Annotated in this window: 11 protein-coding genes and 4 tRNA genes; 8 read left to right on the plus strand and 7 right to left on the minus strand. The window is 51.2% G+C overall.

What is annotated here, in order from left to right; all coding sequences use genetic code 11:
- Nucleotides 1-25: 25 nt before the first annotated feature.
- Nucleotides 26-982 carry an NAD(P)H-dependent oxidoreductase gene (locus EHSB41UT_RS01950; protein ID WP_087106367.1) on the minus strand — a complete coding sequence of 319 codons (957 nt, stop codon included), beginning with the start codon at nucleotides 980-982 and terminating at the stop codon, nucleotides 26-28.
- Between the two features lie 142 nt (nucleotides 983-1,124).
- Here EHSB41UT_RS01950 and EHSB41UT_RS01955 point away from each other — a divergent pair, with 142 nt between their 5' ends.
- Together EHSB41UT_RS01955 and clpB are read left to right on the plus strand one after the other, a co-directional pair.
- The gene (locus EHSB41UT_RS01955; RefSeq protein WP_087106369.1) at nucleotides 1,125-2,039 is read left to right on the plus strand and encodes a LysR family transcriptional regulator; all 915 of its coding nucleotides are present in this window, start codon (nucleotides 1,125-1,127) and stop codon (nucleotides 2,037-2,039) included.
- A 97-nt stretch (nucleotides 2,040-2,136) separates the two neighbouring features.
- Nucleotides 2,137-4,701 (plus strand): ATP-dependent chaperone ClpB, encoded by a 2,565-nt coding sequence (gene clpB / locus EHSB41UT_RS01960; RefSeq protein WP_087106370.1) that lies wholly within the window; start codon nucleotides 2,137-2,139, stop codon nucleotides 4,699-4,701.
- Here the strand turns inward: clpB and EHSB41UT_RS01965 are convergent.
- The 3 genes from EHSB41UT_RS01965 to EHSB41UT_RS01975 all read right to left on the minus strand — a co-directional run bounded on the left by EHSB41UT_RS01965 (nucleotide 4,698) and on the right by EHSB41UT_RS01975 (nucleotide 12,372).
- The gene (locus EHSB41UT_RS01965) at nucleotides 4,698-9,677 is read right to left on the minus strand and encodes a hypothetical protein (protein ID WP_087106372.1); all 4,980 of its coding nucleotides are present in this window, start codon (nucleotides 9,675-9,677) and stop codon (nucleotides 4,698-4,700) included. The genes clpB and EHSB41UT_RS01965 overlap by 4 nt on opposite strands.
- A gap of 74 nt (nucleotides 9,678-9,751) precedes the next feature.
- On the minus strand, nucleotides 9,752-10,135 hold the full coding sequence (locus EHSB41UT_RS01970) for a PilZ domain-containing protein (protein WP_087106374.1): 384 nt from the start codon (nucleotides 10,133-10,135) through the stop codon (nucleotides 9,752-9,754).
- Complete coding sequence (locus tag EHSB41UT_RS01975; RefSeq protein WP_165767121.1) at nucleotides 10,132-12,372, minus strand: DUF1631 family protein; 2,241 nt, start codon at nucleotides 12,370-12,372, stop codon at nucleotides 10,132-10,134. The genes EHSB41UT_RS01970 and EHSB41UT_RS01975 overlap by 4 nt, the downstream gene beginning before the upstream one ends.
- 285 nt (nucleotides 12,373-12,657) lie before the next feature.
- Between EHSB41UT_RS01975 and EHSB41UT_RS01980 the strand changes: the two genes are divergently transcribed.
- From EHSB41UT_RS01980 to EHSB41UT_RS01995, 4 genes are all read left to right on the plus strand, one after another.
- Nucleotides 12,658-12,733: transfer RNA gene (locus EHSB41UT_RS01980), tRNA-Asn, on the plus strand.
- Between the two features lie 54 nt (nucleotides 12,734-12,787).
- Nucleotides 12,788-12,863, plus strand: a tRNA-Lys gene (locus EHSB41UT_RS01985).
- A gap of 30 nt (nucleotides 12,864-12,893) precedes the next feature.
- Nucleotides 12,894-12,969: transfer RNA gene (locus EHSB41UT_RS01990), tRNA-Asn, on the plus strand.
- Nucleotides 12,970-13,007: 38 nt separating this feature from the next.
- A tRNA-Lys gene (locus EHSB41UT_RS01995) sits at nucleotides 13,008-13,083 on the plus strand.
- A gap of 68 nt (nucleotides 13,084-13,151) precedes the next feature.
- On the opposite strand, the gene EHSB41UT_RS02000 is transcribed toward EHSB41UT_RS01995, so the two are convergent.
- Both EHSB41UT_RS02000 and EHSB41UT_RS02005 read right to left on the minus strand, forming a co-directional pair.
- Nucleotides 13,152-14,468: an NAD(P)/FAD-dependent oxidoreductase gene (locus EHSB41UT_RS02000; protein WP_087106378.1), complete on the minus strand. Its 1,317-nt coding sequence runs from the start codon at nucleotides 14,466-14,468 to the stop codon at nucleotides 13,152-13,154.
- Between the two features lie 42 nt (nucleotides 14,469-14,510).
- Complete coding sequence (locus EHSB41UT_RS02005) at nucleotides 14,511-14,711, minus strand: DUF3094 family protein (protein WP_087106380.1); 201 nt, start codon at nucleotides 14,709-14,711, stop codon at nucleotides 14,511-14,513.
- Nucleotides 14,712-14,858: 147 nt separating this feature from the next.
- On the opposite strand from EHSB41UT_RS02005, the gene EHSB41UT_RS02010 reads away from it, so the two are divergent.
- Nucleotides 14,859-15,596, plus strand: coding sequence for a class I SAM-dependent methyltransferase (locus tag EHSB41UT_RS02010; protein ID WP_087106382.1), 738 nt, complete (start codon nucleotides 14,859-14,861; stop codon nucleotides 15,594-15,596).
- A 36-nt stretch (nucleotides 15,597-15,632) separates the two neighbouring features.
- Nucleotides 15,633-15,926, plus strand: a complete 294-nt coding sequence (locus EHSB41UT_RS02015; RefSeq protein ID WP_087106383.1) for a hypothetical protein — start codon at nucleotides 15,633-15,635, stop codon at nucleotides 15,924-15,926.
- 54 nt (nucleotides 15,927-15,980) lie between these two features.
- Here EHSB41UT_RS02015 and EHSB41UT_RS02020 read toward each other — a convergent pair whose 3' ends face one another.
- Complete coding sequence (locus EHSB41UT_RS02020) at nucleotides 15,981-17,162, minus strand: acetyl-CoA C-acyltransferase (protein WP_087106385.1); 1,182 nt, start codon at nucleotides 17,160-17,162, stop codon at nucleotides 15,981-15,983.
- Between the last annotated feature and the right edge of the window lie 52 nt (nucleotides 17,163-17,214).

Genomic DNA, 17,214 nt, shown 5'->3' on the forward strand with positions numbered 1-17,214 from the left:
TTTTCTTGTTTGGGCGGTATATGGATTAAACTGGCGTTACCAGATAGTCGTGAATGGTAATCTGACCATTGTCGCTCATACTTAGCTTCCAGACCTCATTCACCAGCAGGTTAAGAGACTGGCCATTCAGATGTGAGTCTTCAAAAGTATCGGCGATCAGACGAATACGCAGTTCAACATGGTAGCCGCTCCCTTCGTTTTTGATATCAATCTGTTCAATGGTGTGCACGCAGTCAGGCTTAAAGACTTTGCGAGCGCCGGCGTACCAGTCACGGAAACCTGAGTGCCCCGTGAACGTACCTTCTGGCATGACCATATTCAAATCTTCAGCCAGGGCCGTGGTGTAACTGCTGGTGTCTTCCTCCAGTTTATCCATAGCGCTGAACCAGTTAGCAACAAAACTCTTAATGCGATTCTCTGGTGAATTGCTCAGTGTGTGAATCAGAGATAACAGACGGTTGCCATGGTCGCGAGCTCGCGCCTGTACATCTTCCAGTTTGTTGTAAACACCTGGAATGTAAACCATCTGGTGTGTGTAAACCGGTTTGTTGTACTTCAGCCCAGCAAGGTAGGCGGTCTGCTGGATCGGGTACATGAACTGCTCGATCGGGAAATGGTTGTAACCCAGCGGATCATAAGCATCCTGCGGGCCGCCCACGGTGAAGGACGCGATCAGTTCTTTATCTTTCAGCTTGTCACCTTCCGGGCCATAGGCGAAGTTGAAGGTCATCACATCATCCATCCACTTCTTCAGCAGGCCCGGCATGGTGTACCAGTAGAACGGGTACTGCAGAACGATGATGTCGGCTTTGATCAGGGCAGCCTGTTCCGCTGCCACATCAATTTTGTAATCCGGGTACAGAGTATCCAGACGACGGATGTCAACGCTGTCCAGACGGGAGGCCAGCTGATCGAGAATAACGGTGTTCGTGAAAGACTGCTCAAGATCCGGGTGGCCGGAGATTACAACAACGTGGCTCATGGAAGCTCCTGAAAATATCTGACCTGAGCAGTCTCAAGCCTGCCGGGCAGTGGTTCAATCAAAGAATGAACGCAGTCTACCGAGGCAGGATAATTATGTTTAGACTCAAAATTTCTTATAAATTGTTAGGTAAGATCTAACAGTGAAAAGCGCGACCTTTAATCAGCTGATGATATTTCAGGCGATTGTTCAGCAGGGGACTATTCGTGGTGCGGCCCGCAAGCTGGAACTGACGCCGCCGACTGTTAGCCAGACCCTGAAGCAGCTAGAGCAGCACTTGGGGCTTCCACTGTTTCACCGGACAACTCGCCGGATTGAGCTGACTGAAGCCGGACAACAGCTTTATCAGCAAATCACCGGAGCTGTAGCAACATTGGATTTCGCTCTGGAAAGTGTTCGCGGCCTGTCAGAGAGGCCATCTGGCAAAGTCAGTATTACCTTGCCACGGTTTGCCTATCAGTTTTTTCTCAAGCCGGTTTTTGCCGAGTTTTGTCAGCGTTATCCCGATGTCCAGCTGGAGATTTCCGTCTCGGATGAAGCCGTCAATATTCTGAATAAGGGGATAGACGTTGGTATCCGATTTGGCGATCGAGTAGAACCGGGAATGGTTGCCCGGCAGTTAACTGCGCCTATGCGTGAAGCGTTGTTTGCTTCACCGGACTATCTCACACGTTATGGGATACCAGACAATCCGGAAGAACTGCAACAGCACCGACTGGTTCAATATCGGTTTATGGCCTCGAATCAGTTGGCGCCCCTGAGTTTGCACAACGATGGGCAAACGACACTGGTGCAGATGCCGCTGGCTATGATAGTGAACGACACGGACGCCATGCTGGATGCCGCCGCCGCGGGGCTCGGTATTGGTCGAATGGTGACGCCTATGGTTGAGCAGGGTTTTTCGGATGGAACGCTGGTGCCTGTACTCGAAAGCTTCTGGATGCCTATGTCGGGGCTCTATCTCTATTTTGTCCAGAACAGCCAGAAGGCTGCACGGGTTCGGGTTTTGATCGATTATCTGGTGGAGAAAGGGCGGCTGCATCATGGGGCTAGTTAAGAACTGTTGCGATAAGCTGGCCGGCACGACTTGAAAATTACAGGATCACCCTCATATTTTGAATTAACCAAGGTGACGGACTCTGTGAGGATCTGCGATGAAAGGGTTTACCAGCAAGCTGCAATCGGCCTTTTCCGATGCACAATCACTGGCCATCGGAAAAGACAACACCTCCATTGAACCAGCCCATCTGCTGCATGTGATGATAGAGCAGCAGGGTGGATCAGTACGACCGCTTTTGGCGCAGGTGGGTTTTGATATTGCCACTGTGCAGCAAGGGCTTGCCGGTATTATTGATAAGTGCCCGGTGGTGCAGAATCCCACAGGTGATATCCAGCCGTCACAGAGCCTGATTCGTCTTCTAAATCTCGCCGACAAACTTGCCCAGCAGAATAACGATCAGTTTATCAGTAGTGAAACTGTCCTGATTGTTATGATGGACGACGGTGGTGATGTTGGTCAGCTGCTGCGTGATCAGGGCGTCAGCAAGAAAGCCCTGGAAACTGCGATTAAGAATCTGCGTGGCGGTGCCAGTGTTAATGATCCCAATGCGGAAGACAGCCGCAATGCCCTTTCCAAATACACCGTAGACCTGACCACCCGTGCTGAAGAGGGCAAGCTGGATCCTGTGATTGGCCGTGATGATGAAATTCGTCGTACGGTTCAGGTTCTGCAGCGCCGCACCAAAAATAACCCGGTTTTAATTGGTGAGCCGGGTGTTGGTAAAACTGCCATTATCGAAGGTCTGGCTCTGCGCATCGTTAATGGTGAGGTGCCGGAAGGGATTCGCCATAAACGTATTCTGTCCCTTGATCTTGGTGCATTGCTGGCTGGTGCCAAGTATCGGGGTGACTTTGAAGAGCGCCTGAAAGCTGTTCTTAATGATCTGGCCAAGCAGGAAGGGCAGATCATCCTGTTTATTGATGAGCTGCACACCATGGTTGGCGCCGGTAAGGCCGAAGGTTCCATGGATGCCGGTAATATGCTCAAGCCTGCGCTGGCTCGTGGCGAGCTGCATTGTGTCGGTGCTACGACACTGGATGAATACCGTCAGTATATCGAGAAGGACGCAGCCCTTGAACGTCGTTTCCAGAAGGTGCTGGTGGATGAGCCTTCTGTCGAAGACACCATCGCCATACTGCGTGGTTTGAAAGAACGTTATGAAGTTCACCACCATGTAGATATCACTGACTCGGCAATCATTGCCGCTGCCAAACTGTCCCATCGCTATATCACCGATCGTCAGCTGCCAGATAAGGCTATCGATCTTGTGGATGAAGCGGCCAGCCGTATCCGTATGGAGATGGACTCCAAGCCGGAATCCATGGATAAGCTCGAGCGTCGTTTGATTCAGCTGAAGATAGAGAAAGAGGCGCTGAAGAAAGAGACAGACGAGCCTTCCAAAAAGCGTCTGGCGGTGCTGGATGATGAGATCGCCGATCTCGATAAACAGTATTCCGATCTGGATGAAGTCTGGATGCGCGAGAAAGCTGTGCTTTCCGGCGCCCAGAAGTTTAAGGAAGAGAAGGAAAAGCTTCTGCTGGAGCTGGACGCTGCCAACCGTGCCGGTGATCTGACCAAAATGTCAGAGATTCAATACGGCAAGCTGCCGGAAGTTGAGAAGCAGATTCAACAGGCACAGGAGCAGGAAACCATTGGGATGACCTTGTTGCGTAACAAGGTCACGGATGAAGAGATTGCCGAAGTGGTCAGTCGCTGGACTGGTATTCCGGTGAACAAGATGCTGGAAGGCGAGCGGGAAAAACTCCTGCGTATGGAAGAAGAGCTCCATGATCGGGTTATCGGTCAGGATGAAGCGGTCAAGGCTGTCTCCAACGCCGTGCGCCGCAGCCGCGCCGGGTTGTCGGATCCTAATCGCCCTAATGGCTCGTTTATGTTCCTCGGCCCAACCGGTGTGGGTAAAACCGAGCTATGCAAGGCGCTGGCAGAATTCCTGTTTGATACCGAAGAAGCCGTTGTCCGGATCGATATGTCCGAATTTATGGAGAAGCACTCTGTCGCACGTTTGCTGGGTGCACCTCCTGGGTATGTCGGTTATGAAGAGGGTGGTTATCTGACTGAAGCCGTACGTCGTCGTCCTTATAGTGTTGTGCTGTTGGATGAAGTCGAGAAGGCTCACCCGGATGTATTCAATATTTTGCTGCAGGTGCTGGATGATGGTCGTTTGACCGATGGGCAAGGTCGAACTGTCGATTTCCGTAACACTGTGGTGGTGATGACCTCGAACCTGGGCTCTGATCTGATTCAGGGGCTGAAGGATGATGAGTTTGAAACTGTGAAGAGCACGCTGATGGATGTTGTCGGTCAGCACTTCCGCCCTGAATTTGTGAACCGGATTGATGAGCTGGTGGTGTTCCATCCGCTGGCCAAAGACCAGATCTCCGGCATTGCCTCTATTCAGCTGGATTCGCTGCGTAAGCGTTTGACCGAGAGTGATCTGTCTCTTGATGTATCGCAGGCGGCAATGAATATGATTGTTGAGGCCGGCTTTGACCCGGTATACGGTGCCCGTCCATTGAAGCGTGCCATTCAGCGGGAAATTGAGAACCCCTTGGCTCAGGCCATACTTGGCGGTCAGTTTGCGCCGGGTGTCACCATCAAGGTTGATGAAAAAGACGGCCAAATGGTGTTCAGTAGTTAATTCACCCTAAGTGGGTGATCGAGGATTGGTGTTGGGGGAGTCTGAGCTTTTATACGTGATGGGCTCCCTTTTTCTTGCGAGATCTTTCGCAGTTTACTGGGTGAGAGTGGCTTGGTGATTCTGGTCTGCCCTGCACCTATACCTTCTGTCACATCTTCATCGTCACTGGTATTACTGCTGAAACCACTGTCGTACTCCTGAGAGCTTTGGGGTGTCAGTCGGATAGTTTCCTCAAGCTGTTTTGATTCATCCGTGGGAAGGATGTTGTGAATCAGTCCGGCAGCATACTCTGCGGCCAGTTGCTGATTCGCAGCTTTGGGAACAATCTTCCATTCGCTAAACCGTGACAGTATCGGACCAAGCTCATGGGGGATTGTAGGACTGTTCAGGCCAAGGCTACTGACCATATCGGCAATAGCATCGTACTTGCCCGCAGGTTCGGCCTTGCGGAGAAGTTCCTGTAATTCGGTAATATTCTGTTGGGATGTGGCCAGAATCTCGACCAGCATCCGTAGTGCTTCATTTCTGCGGGCAATCTGGGTTCCGTGATCCAGTTTGTCTTTTGAGAGTTGATCCACTTCTTCTTCGGTCACCATGACATCCTGCTGATAGAGATCTTTCAGCTCGGTAAGCTCTTTGTTGAGTCGGGTGATCTCTTTATGCAGGTCAGCCTTTGCGGCAGAGTCTGATGAGTCGGGCTTGGATGTCTCCGGTGGTGATGGCAGTGCTTTCTGCTTGGCTAGTATGGCCAGCTTTTTCTCGGCCGCTTCCAGTTCTTTCCAGGACTTGCGACAGTCTTGTTCCCAGGAGTCGGTACGAACTTTTTCCCTTGTCAGCTTCTTCTCGAGTTCCTTAACTTTTTTCATGCTTCGTTGTAAGGATTGCTCGACAGAGCTTTTCAATTCATCACTTTCCCCAAGCTGCTCGGTAAGGGCTCTTGATTTGCTGATCTCATCGGATAACTGTTTTTGGCTATCTTTGTGGGCTTGCTCTGCATCCAGTTTGTGTTTTTCGCTCTCGCCGAGCTGAATAGAAAGGTAGCCTACCTGTTTGGTCTGTTTGGACAGTTCTTCTTTAGCTTCACTCAGTTTATCCCGTATCTGGCTGTTACTGGCTGTCAGCTTCTCATTCGAGAGGATAAGAGCCTTCCATTTGCTCTTAAGCTCATCAATGGCGTTTCTCAGGGATTGATCATCCAGCTCAAGCTGTTCGGGAGGGAGGGAGTTCGGTGTCTCCGGTTTTGCATCGGACTCGGAGGTAATTTGTGAGATGGTCTCACTCAAGTCTTTACGTAGAGTCAGCCACTGTGTTCTTAACTGGTGGTTTTGCTGCTCAATAGCCTGTGCCTTACTGACAACAGTCTCCAGTGTTTTGACTTTCTCTTCTGATTTTTCCAGCCCTTTTAGAGCTTTCTCCATCATGGTGTTCAGGGTTGTAATCTGTTCGCTTTGTCCGGCATTAACTGTTTTTAGTTTTCCGATGGCAGTGGAGAGTTTGGTATTTTGCTCTACCAAAGCCTGCTTGGCTTTCTTCAATGCCTGCTGTTCAGCGGAGAGTGATGCAAATTCTTTTTGTTTTTGCGAGGCAGTGGCTTTCAGAGCTTTGGTTTCCTGATCATAAGCCTGCTTTTGGTTGAGCATCTGAGCGTTGAGCTCTGCCTGTTGTTTTTGGGCTGTCAGCAACTGTTCAGACAAATTCTTAGCAAGGTCTGATTGCTCAGAAAGCTGCTTACGGGTTTCGGCCAATACTCGTTCCTGCTCGCTGCGGGCTGTATTGACCTTCCCGGTTTCCTCTCTGGCTGTCTGCTCACTCTGACGCAGAATTTTAAGCTCATTGTTGAGCTTCTCCTGTGTTGTTGCAGCATCGCCGGAGATCTTATCAAGAGAGCTTTGTAGCTGATTAACCTGTTGCTGCTTTTCGGTTAAGGCCGTTTCTTTGCTGTTCAGAGTTTCGTTGAGTTCCCGGATCTGACTTTGGAAATGTACGTTGGCCTGCTCTGTGGTTTTCAGATTGTCTTGTAGTTCATTAATGCGTGTTTGAAGTTGCTGCTTTCCTTCTTCTGATAAGCGGCTGTTATCGGATAGCTGCTGCTGGAGTTCAAGCTCCTGTTTCTTCAGGCGTGAGTTTTCTTCTTGTGTGGTGTGCTGCAGTTCTTTCAGTCCGGCCAGTTCTGCGACAATGGATGCCCGTTGGCTCACGACATCCTTGTGAGTGGCCTGTAACACAGTGAATTCTTCCAGCAGTGAGTTGCGGGTGGTTTCTGAACGAGTCAGTTGCTCCATAAGCTGGGCATTGGTTCTGTCTACCGACTCCTTGGCCTGCAGCTGCTGAGTCAGCTTCTCAATCTCTGCCTGTAATGAGGAAACCTTTGCTTTTGCTTCAGACAGCTCTGTGCTGGATTTGCGCAGCTCCTCCTCAGATTGTTGCAGCGTATGATCTTGATCGTTATTTCTTTTCGTCAGCAGACTGATCTGTTTCTTACTGTCTTGGAGCTCAGTCTTCAGTTGGGTGAGTAGCTTCTGGGTTTTCAGGCTCTCAATGGATGAGAGTCTTATCTGTTCTTCCAGCTGTTTGATGGTTTCCAGATTTGCCTGAGAGTTTTCTTTCTCTTTACTGAGATCCTGCGTCAGGGTCTGGTTTTTGGTTTTTAATGTCTCTATCTCTTTCAGGGCGCTGTTCAGTTGTTCTCTTAATGCCGCAGCTTCCTGGTCCTTTTGGGTGGTGGCTGTTGTCAGCTGAGTTTGAAGAGACTGGTTTTGTTTCTGCAATTCGGTTTCTGTTTTTTTACTGACTTCCAGCTTGTGTGAGGCGTCTTCAAGTTTCTTTAGAGTCTCACCATGCTCAAGCTTTTGCTGATCCAGTTGCTGGCCCAGCGTTGTGACCTGCTTTTGAGTATTGAGTAACTGTTCCCGTTCTTTGTCCAGCTCACGGCTTTTCTGCTCCAGAGACAGCTGGGTGGTATGAAGTTCATGCTGCACTTCATTATTGCGGGTGCGTTCCTGAGTGAGAGCCTTGCTCAACGAACTGTGGCTGATAACCAGAGAGCCAACGGCAGCGTGGAGACTTGTGTGGGTTGGCCTGGATGGTGGAACCACGCCCTGAATCGTTTGAACCAGCTTTTTCGTTTCCTGTTTATGATCAAAGAGCTGATTGCGCAAACCACTGTTTTCTCTCGATATCTCCGCGAGTTGCTGCTCGTGCTGCTTTTTTATATGGACGGTAAATTGCTTTTGCTCTTCGAGGCTTTTCTTATGCAGGTCGAGTTGATTTTGGGCCTGTTTGACCTGCTTCTCTGTGTCCGATAGTGATTGTTTAAGCGCCTTATTCTCTTGTTGGGTGGCTTCGGTCAAATCGAGTGCGTCCTCGGCCACATGTTCTGCAGTTGTGGCTCTCAACTTGGCTTCTTCAAGTTGTGTGCTTAAATCCCCTATGGTTTGTCTGGAGAGCTTGTCCTGCTCCAGATGTTTGTTGATTTCGGTTTTCAGCGCCGTTTCGCTGTTCTGGCTGGTCAGCAGTGCCTGCTGCGTTTGTTTGAGCTCAAACTGGGCTTTGCCAAGACGGGTGTGGCTGTCTTTAAGTTTTTCTACCACCTGAGCCATCGCTTCCTTTGTCGTGTCGAGCTGGCTGGCGGTGAGGGAGTAATTTTTGGTGAGATCTTCGTTGGCTTTTTTCAGCGCAATATTATCGCGCAGCTGTTCATTAATCTGGTTTTGCAGCTGATGGCTACGGACTTTGCTTTTGGCCAGCTGCTGGCTGACAACTTCCAAAGTATTGGTTTTCTTATCCAATGCCTGTTGCAGGGCGACAACTTTCTGGCCGAGACGTTTGCTGTTTTGTTCCAGAGTCTGCTGGCGAAGTCGTAGCTCGACATCTGTGCTTTTGAGTTGCTGAAGCTGAGCCTCAAGGTTTTGCTTCGCCTGTTTGGCCAGCTCCAGCTCATGGTGAAGAGCTTTGATCGCAGACGCTTTGGTGTTCAGGTCTTTGGTCAGTTGTTGCTGGTGGTCCTGTAGTGCAGCGTTTTCCTTAAGCAGGCTGCCAATAGTGCTTTCATGTTGAAGCAAACGTTTTTGCAGAAGCTCAACAGCCTTTGGGCTTTCAGGGGGGTGTTGGGTGATCTGATGGATCTGGGATGAAGAGACGGAAGCCTGGGTGAGCAGCTTGTGGGATCTCTTTTTAAGCTGTCCGGTTTCCCTCGAAGTTTCAGACAGACTGTGCCGCAGTTGCTCGGCCTCTTTGGCTTTGCCTTTGACATGGCTCGTCGTTGAGAGGGTTTCTGTCTGGAGGGCTTTGGTCTGTTTCAGGGCTTCGTCGGTCTGCTGAACCAGTTCATGGGTCTGTTCCAGAAGTTCGTCTTCGGGAGCCAGGGCTGGGCTGTCGATATGCTCTGTCAGAGGAAGGGGAAGAAAAGGGCCCTTTTCCTGAAACAGTGAGATCAGCGAGTTGACGTTGACGTTGCGGCAGGTGACCGCAATAGGTTCATCCAGATTGATGCTGCTGGAGTGAATCTCAACCCCGGAATGGGACAGGTTGCCAAAGCCGGCCTGAACCTTCCAGCCAGGCGTTTGTTGCTCAGCTCTGGCTCCGAGAACCCCGCGGGTGGGGGTGCAGATCACATCGATAGGTTTCAGTTTGGCCAGATGCTCGGTACCTCTGACGCCGGTCGCTCTGGTTTTATTTACACCCTGCTGGAGTCGGGCCTGTTGTTGCTTCTGGCGGTCTGTGGTTTCTGTGGGAATAGTTTTGGGGTATTCCAGAAGCTCCCGGGACTCAGGAGGAATAAAGCTGGGTAGCGAGACATGAGCTGGTGAAGCGTTGCGATCGTAAAGTTTCTTGTCGTGCGGGTGAGGCTGGTTGCCCGGTTTTGGCGTAAAGCGTTTGGCTGTTGGCTTCGGTTGGGTATTGGGTGTCAGATTCTCGACGCCTATGGTGACGCCAGACGGCTTCTGTCCGTTAGAGCCCGTTACTCCCTTTCCCACAGTCGTTCATCCACACCTGTTCCATTAGGAGTAAGTAAAGCAGTTTCCAGCCGTCTGGTGCAGGTTGGATGGCCTCAGGTGTGTTCTGCAAGGATCTTTTTGACCAGCTGGTGATCTTCCTCGCTGATATCGAGAATGCGGAAGCCACTCCAATACTGGGTTTGGCAGTTACCTTCTTTCTGCCAGACGGCTTCTACGCCGAGGTTGATGGTGCTTGTGCCGCTGTTGGTAGGAGTAGCTTGCTGGTCGCGGGCAATGATCAGGCACTGAAGCACCATGCCTTCAGGGATGGGCGTGCGGCTGCTCAGCATAAAGCCGCCTTCGGAGAGATTGACCAGTTTACCAATGGGTTCGCCAGAGAGTGCATTGTGGAGCTCGAGGTCGATCTCGAGCGTATGGCGTGGCTCGCGACGTTTGTCCTGATGCTGCTCTGATGATTTGACTGGGTCTTTAATCATTGGCCAGATCCCGGCGTACGCTTCTGCACTCTTTTTTGTATGGCCAGCAGGGTTCTCTGAACCAATGGTGAAAGCCCATCCGGATGTGGCGTGAGTCGCCCCTGCATAATCCAGGCTCCCAGCTTGCCCTTATCGACCAGGGCGGTTTTCTGTCCGGCGCCATCAACAAACAGGAACAGCAGACCATTCTTACTGTGCCAGGCCAGTTTCCAGTGGCGTTCCTCGCCTTTCTGGTTGAGGGCAGAGCACCAGATGCCCGGCTGCAACCCCGAAATAATGGCTTCAGTGGCTGGAGGGACAAACAGGTCATCCTCAAGTGGAATGCTGTCGTCGTGTACTCTGGCTTCTTCAAGATGCCTGAGTCTGTCCAGTCTGGCAACACTGCCGGACGTCTCCAGCTTTAGCTCCACAAAGAGACGTTCCAATTCTTGGGGCTGAAGGCTGTCTGTTTGTGTGAGCAGGTGCATGACCGGGTTATGGAGAAGATCCAGCTGCTTTACATCGTTATCGCTCAGGGCCTGAACAAGGCGCAGTGACAGCTGCCGGCAGGCCTTGCGCCGAATGGCATCCTGAAAACGCAAATACTGAAAGACCAGCGTGTCGTGCCAGAGCGTATCGAGAAAGCGTTGACTGAAGACCGGCAGGCTTTCATAGCCTGGGCAGGTATGAATGGTTTCCCGGGCCCAGATGCGGGCATTGTGCAGTGTCTCCTGACCTTTGCTGGCTTCTATTTGACGTTTCTCAATGATGTCTGCTTTTTTGTGCAGCTGGCCAATCTGTTGCTGAAGGTAAGTCAGCAGGTCCTGACAGCGCTGGCGACGCAGTTGGGTTTCTTTTGTTAAAGCGTGAATAACCGCCTGACTCTGTTTCAGAAGATCTCTGGAGAAGGTGTGGGCATCACGGAAATGTTCGGCGGCCTCGGCCATGGTATCGAGCAGTTCGCGAGCCGGATGGGAATCGGCCTGTAGAAACTTCTGGTCGGTTAACGTCAGCCTTGCCCAGGGCAAAGCCATCTGTCCCATAATGCTGCGGTAGCTCTCGGGCAGTGAGTGATCATGGGTGATATGGTCAAACAGTGTTTCTATTAAATGAATGCTGCTCTCATCATCTGGCGTCAGGTTGTTGTGCTGCCCATCTTTGGCAAGCTCATGTTTGAGAGCATTTCTAAAGGCGCTTGCACCGCTTTGTCCGGTGAATGGATGGTAGTCACCAGACAGGGCTTTCTTCTGAAGTCGGGTCAGGGCGGAAAGCAGCTGTTCCTGAGACCAGGCTTGCTTAGGCGCTGGCATTTGTGTGTTATGGCGAAAATGATGCAATAGCGCGCTGAACAGAGCAGGATCGGTAACTTGGCTCTCGGTGTGAATATCTGCCGGAGCTTGAGTTGTAGAAGCTTGATCAGTCTGTCGAGCTTCATCAGCGGACTCTGCTTTATGTTCCTTTCGAGCAGCGGCCTGGGGAGCCTGCTGGATCTTGGCGGTGTAACGCAGGTTGGGAAGAATGCCTTGATCAATCAGAAACTGGTTGATAGACGAGTACAGTGCTTCAAGCTTCTCCAGTGAGGCTTCTTCAAACAAATGATAAAGGTCGGGTTTTATCCGGCTGTGCAGATGCGCAGGTTCCAGTGCCAGGGCAAAGGCGCTGACAATATGCTTCGGCTCCAGAGGATTGTCCTGCTCACTGAGCGGGTAACCATGGTTCAGCACCGCCAGCCGTTTTTCCAAACCAAACAGGTTTTCATGGCTGTGTCCGTGGATACGGCTGCTGAGGCTGGTGATCTGCAGCGTGTCTTCATACGCATCGGTATTCAGCAACGTCATATTGTCTTCGTCTGGTTCAACCTCTGGCTCGTCTTCGCTGTGACTGGTGTTGGGGCCAAAAGGGAACTGGCGGAATTTTTCAGAAAGACGACTGTGAAATGCACGGGTCATGACGGACCGATTTCGGCGAATGTCCCGCATGGCATCGAAGTACAATGTTTGCTCAACATTGCTCTGTGCGTTTTCGGCCTGGGCGAAAAGGGCATCATCGGTCAGGGTCAGAGTTTGATCCAGACACTCGGAGAGGGCATCCAGTGCTTTGCGACGACAGTGTTCAAGCAGTTGCCGACTGTTGGGAATGGCGCCGATGCCGGAAGTGGTATCAGCAGGCCGCTGGTGGATATGAGTAACTTTGGATGTGGATGCCTGATGGCTGCGACCATTGTGGTTAGTGGGTGCGCCGGAGTTTTCACTGGTCATAGTGAAAACTCCATTGAGCATCCTGCTCGGTAAAAGCTCATGCGGTAAGAAGCCATGAATATTTATCTGCCTCAGGCCAGATCCGTGCCTGTGCTGCGTTTATGATGTTTTTTGAACATTTAAGGGTGGCAGTATACACCTATTCGGGGTGTGGGTAACCGCAAATGCAGGCTTGCCCTTGTAAAAATAGCTTGACGAAAATTTCAGAGTCATTATCATTCGCCGCCGTTGAGTGATGACGGAGACGCACTGCGGAACGGACATCGAAATGCTCAACAAGGTAATTCCCCGATAGCTCAGTCGGTAGAGCAAATGACTGTTAATCATTGGGTCGCAAGTTCGAGTCTTGCTCGGGGAGCCACTCTTCTAAGGTGAAGAGTTTAAAAGCGAATAGCTTGTGTAGCTGTTTGTCTGTGGGTCGTTAGCTCAGTTGGTAGAGCAGTTGGCTTTTAACCAATTGGTCGTAGGTTCGAATCCTACACGACCCACCATTATTTCAAGCTTTTGTTTGAAAGCATGATTCCCCGATAGCTCAGTCGGTAGAGCAAATGACTGTTAATCATTGGGTCGCAAGTTCGAGTCTTGCTCGGGGAGCCATTTTAAAAAGCGAATAGCTTGCGTAGCTGTTTGTTTGTGGGTCGTTAGCTCAGTTGGTAGAGCAGTTGGCTTTTAACCAATTGGTCGTAGGTTCGAATCCTACACGACCCACCATCTTATAAAAAAGCCCGCATCGTTGATGCGGGCTTTTTTTATGTCTGAAATTTATGCGGATGGTGTAGTTAGTGCAACTTCAGGCCGGGCCGGGTGCCTTTCTCAAGCAAATCTTTGGTCATCAGCATGCCGGTTCGCCAGAAACCGTAGAGGGTAATCTGGTGTAATCGATAGAGTGAGACATAGAACATTCTTGCCAACCAGCCTTCCAGCATTACATCTCCCATCAGGTTGCCCATCAGATTACCCACGGCAGAATGACTGCTGAGTGAAATCAGTGAACCATGATCGCGATAGGTGTAGTTCTGCAGAGGTTCACCCTTTAGCTTGTGGGTTATATTTTTTGCCAGCAGGGTGGCCTGCTGGTGCGCGGCCTGGGCGCGAGGTGGAACTTTAAAGGGCTCGCCGGACTTGCCGGTGATGGTGCAGCTGGCACAGTCTCCCAGGGCGAAAATATTTTTGTCGAGTGTGGTTTGCAGGGTCTGCTCAACTACAAGCTGGTTGGTGCGTGTGCTTTCCAGTCCATCAAGATCCTGTAAAAACTCGGGGCCTTTAATGCCGGCGGCCCAGATCACCATATCAGCATGAATCTGTTCACCTTCTTTGGTTTTCAGACCGTGGGCACCCACTTCGGCAACAATGGTGTTGCAAAGGGTTTTGATGCCCAGTTTTTCCAGTTGATGCTGCACCCCTCTGCTGATGCGCTCAGGTAGTGCTGGCACAACTCTGGGAGCGCCTTCAATCAGGGTCAGCTGGATTTCCCTGGCATTCTCTTCCAGCCCATAACGAGCCATAAGGTGTGAGGCGCTGTGCAGTTCAGCAGCTAGTTCTACGCCGGTTGCTCCGGCACCAATAATGGCGATGCTGGTGTGTTGAGGGCCTTCTTCGCCGGATATGTAATGCAGGGAGCGGCTGATCAGGTGGTGGTGAATGCGCTCGGCCTGTTCGCGGCTATCAAGGAACAGGCAGTGTTCCTGCGCGCCGGGAGTACCAAAGTCATTGGTGTGGCTGCCCACGGCAATCACCAGCGTGTCGTAGGGAATCTGGCGCTCTGGAAGAAGCTCGGTGTCGGTATTGTCGAATGCCGGGGCGAGAGTGATGGTTTTTTCGTTGCGGTTTAAACCACTCATCGTACCGGGCTGGAATCGAAAATGATTCCATTTGGCCTGAGCCAGATAGTTGAGTTCATCGCTATAGGAGTTGAGAGAGCCGGCAGCCACTTCGTGAAACAGTGGTTTCCAGATGTGGGTCATGCGTGCATCAATCAGCAGAACTTCGGCAAGATTCTTTTTACCCAGCTTTCGACCAAGACGGGTTGCAAGTTCCAGTCCGCCGGCTCCGCCACCCACAATAACGATACGATGGCTGTTTGAGTTGTTGTTCATGAAGATCTGGCCATGGTTGCAGTTTGAAGGCTAATGCCTATATCAGTGCCCAAAAAAGTATCCGAGAGTTCGGGCAGCAACGCCCAAAACAATAATAGATAGGCTCAGCCACATCATCATGATCCAGGGGCGGAACGGTTTTCTTTCTGTAGTGTTTACACCGCTGGAAATGTACTCGTTGACCAGTTGCTGATCATCATCATTCAGTCGGGTGATAAAGGCTTCCGGATCTTTCTGTGCCATAAGATACCTGCCAGAGCTATTCTCAAAAGATGTTCTTGAGAGTGTTTATTGTTGTTGGTGATTTGTACTGAGTGTACAGGTTATGGCGCAACATGCAGTGACGCAAATCTGCCCGAAAAATATTTGCAGGGCGAACGAGGTTAATGGATGAACTGGAAGAATGCAGGTGAAAATGCTTTTGTCGGTTGGTTCCGGGCTTTGTTCACTGAAGCGCTCCTGTCACTGGTGGGGCTGCGTTACTGTTTCACTCTCCCTTTTCTGTTTTTTGAATTGCACCGGCGATGGATTTATTTCTTCTGTAGCCCTTGGGCGATCAGCAGGCGGTTTCTTGATCAGCGGGGTGAGTTGGATGCGCAGGGGTATGGAGAGACACCTTTGGTCACTCTGGGAGCGGTTGCTGAGCGCCTGCAGCTTTCTGAGAGTGACACTGTGTTGGAGCTTGGCTGTGGAACCGGCAGAAACTGTGCGTGGCTGAGTAGTCGTTATGGGTGTAAAACTCTGGGCGTTGAGCAGGTGCCGCAGTATATCTCGATCGCTGAAAAATTGAATGCGCGTTACTTTCCGCAGGGGCAAGTCACGTTTTGTTGCGAGGATATGTTTTCACTGGATATGTCCGCTCAACAGATTGTTTATGTGGACTGCACAGCCATGAGTGAAGCCTGTATTCGGCAGGTCGCTTTTTTGTGTGCCGGAATGCCCAATGGGGCGTATCTGGTGGCGGTGAATGCAAATATGAGTGAGTTGATGCCGGAGCGATTCCAGACCGAAAGAGTTTTCCCCGGATTGTTTATCTGGGGGTGGTCAGATGTGAGGATTTTCTCGGTTGGGCCTCCAGGCGTTGAAAATGCTGATATTGATCAGGCTAATGAAGCGCTGGTTTTATAAACTGCGCCTTTTGTTGTTTGCTGGGCGAAGAAAGGTATGGCGCTTGCTCCGAAAAGCGATGAACGATCAACTGTTCCACCAATAGGGTCAGCCCGAACATTTCGCTGGAAGACGGTTCTGGCTCTGATCGTTATGACCGTTGCGACTCTTTACGAATTTATGCCGGTCTGGGGCGTGTTGTTCCTGTACTGGGCCTGGATGAATATTAAAAACAAAGACACGTTTCTGGTTGAAAGGATTCAGCGGTCTGAAAACCCGGTGCTGTATTGGCTGATCGTGGCGGGATGGGTTGTGCTGGCTGTGCTGACGTTCTTTCCTGCGTATTGGTAACTTGTCAGAAAGTATGTCCGGCAGGTGTTAACGCCGCCGGACATGCGCGACTGTTTAGATCAGCTCGATAGCCATAGCTGTCGCTTCACCGCCGCCGATGCACAATGCGGCAACACCTTTCTTACCACCGGTACGCTTCAGTGCGTGAATCAAAGACAGAATAATCCGTGAGCCAGTAGAGCCAATCGGGTGGCCCTGAGCGCAGGCACCGCCGTGAATGTTGACCTTGGCCGGGTCCAGATCGTGATCCTGAATCGCCGCCATGGTTACCATGGCAAAGGCTTCGTTGATTTCAAACAGATCAACGTCATCTTTGGTCCAGCCGGTCTTATCAAACAGCTTGGTGATTGCGCCAACAGGTGCAATTGTGAACTCGGATGGGTGGCGGGAATTGGTGCTGTGACCGGCAATGCGGGCCAGAGGCTTCAGGTTTCTGCGTTCGGCTTCAGCGGCCGTCATCAGTACCAGAGCGGAAGAACCATCGGAAATGGAGCTGGAGTTGGCAGCAGTGATGGTGCCGTCTTTTTTGAAGGCTGCACGCAGTTGTGGGATTTTGTCGATGCGAGCATTGCCAGGCTGCTCATCTTCGCTGACGACAGTATCGCCCTTGCGGGATGAGATAGTGACCGGAGTGATTTCCTCTTTCAGCCAGCCATTCTCAATCGCAGCGTTGGCCCGGGACAGAGATTCAATGGCAAATGCGTCCATGGCTTCACGGGTCATCTTGTATTCGTCAGCCATATCCTGAGCGAAAGATCCCATCAGGCGACCGGTTTCTGCATCTTCGAGTCCATCCAGGAACATGTGGTCGGACACCTGTCCATGACCCATGCGGTAGCCGCTACGGGCTTTGTCGAGCACGTAAGGAGCGTTGCTCATGCTTTCCATGCCACCGGCAACCATGATGGTGTTGGTGCCTGCCTTGATCAGATCGTGAGCCAGCATGGTGGCTTTCATGCCAGAGCCGCACAGTTTGTTGATGGTGGTGCTGCCAGTGGCATCGGGCAGACCTGCCTGACGGGCAGCCTGACGAGCCGGGCCCTGCTTCAGGCCGGCTGGAAGTACACAGCCCATAATCACTTCTTCGACATCGTCAGCATTGATGCCGGAACGTTCAACGGCAGCCTTGATGGCAATGGCGCCCAGTTTTGGTGCAGTCAGTGAGCTCAGGGAACCCTGCAGGCCTCCCATCGGGGTGCGTGCGCCACTAACAATAACGATATCGTCCTGGTTCATGGGGAGTACCACTTCTGTTGTTATGTTTATGCGTTAAATTTATGGAGATCCG

The organism is Parendozoicomonas haliclonae, assembly GCF_900174585.1.
Taxonomy (GTDB): domain Bacteria; phylum Pseudomonadota; class Gammaproteobacteria; order Pseudomonadales; family Endozoicomonadaceae; genus Sansalvadorimonas; species Sansalvadorimonas haliclonae.

Excerpts from the sequence above, each read along its gene's own strand:
- EHSB41UT_RS01950 (WP_087106367.1), bottom strand. The coding sequence starts at position 982 with ATGAGCCACGTTGTTGTAATCTCCGGCCACCCGGATCTTGAGCAGTCT.
- clpB (WP_087106370.1), top strand. The coding sequence starts at position 2,137 with ATGAAAGGGTTTACCAGCAAGCTGCAATCGGCCTTTTCCGATGCACAA.
- EHSB41UT_RS01970 (WP_087106374.1), bottom strand. The coding sequence starts at position 10,135 with ATGATTAAAGACCCAGTCAAATCATCAGAGCAGCATCAGGACAAACGT.
- EHSB41UT_RS01975 (WP_165767121.1), bottom strand. The coding sequence starts at position 12,372 with ATGACCAGTGAAAACTCCGGCGCACCCACTAACCACAATGGTCGCAGC.
- EHSB41UT_RS02000 (WP_087106378.1), bottom strand. The coding sequence starts at position 14,468 with ATGAACAACAACTCAAACAGCCATCGTATCGTTATTGTGGGTGGCGGA.
- EHSB41UT_RS02005 (WP_087106380.1), bottom strand. The coding sequence starts at position 14,711 with ATGGCACAGAAAGATCCGGAAGCCTTTATCACCCGACTGAATGATGAT.
- EHSB41UT_RS02010 (WP_087106382.1), top strand. The coding sequence starts at position 14,859 with ATGAACTGGAAGAATGCAGGTGAAAATGCTTTTGTCGGTTGGTTCCGG.
- EHSB41UT_RS02015 (WP_087106383.1), top strand. The coding sequence starts at position 15,633 with ATGGCGCTTGCTCCGAAAAGCGATGAACGATCAACTGTTCCACCAATA.
- EHSB41UT_RS02020 (WP_087106385.1), bottom strand. The coding sequence starts at position 17,162 with ATGAACCAGGACGATATCGTTATTGTTAGTGGCGCACGCACCCCGATG.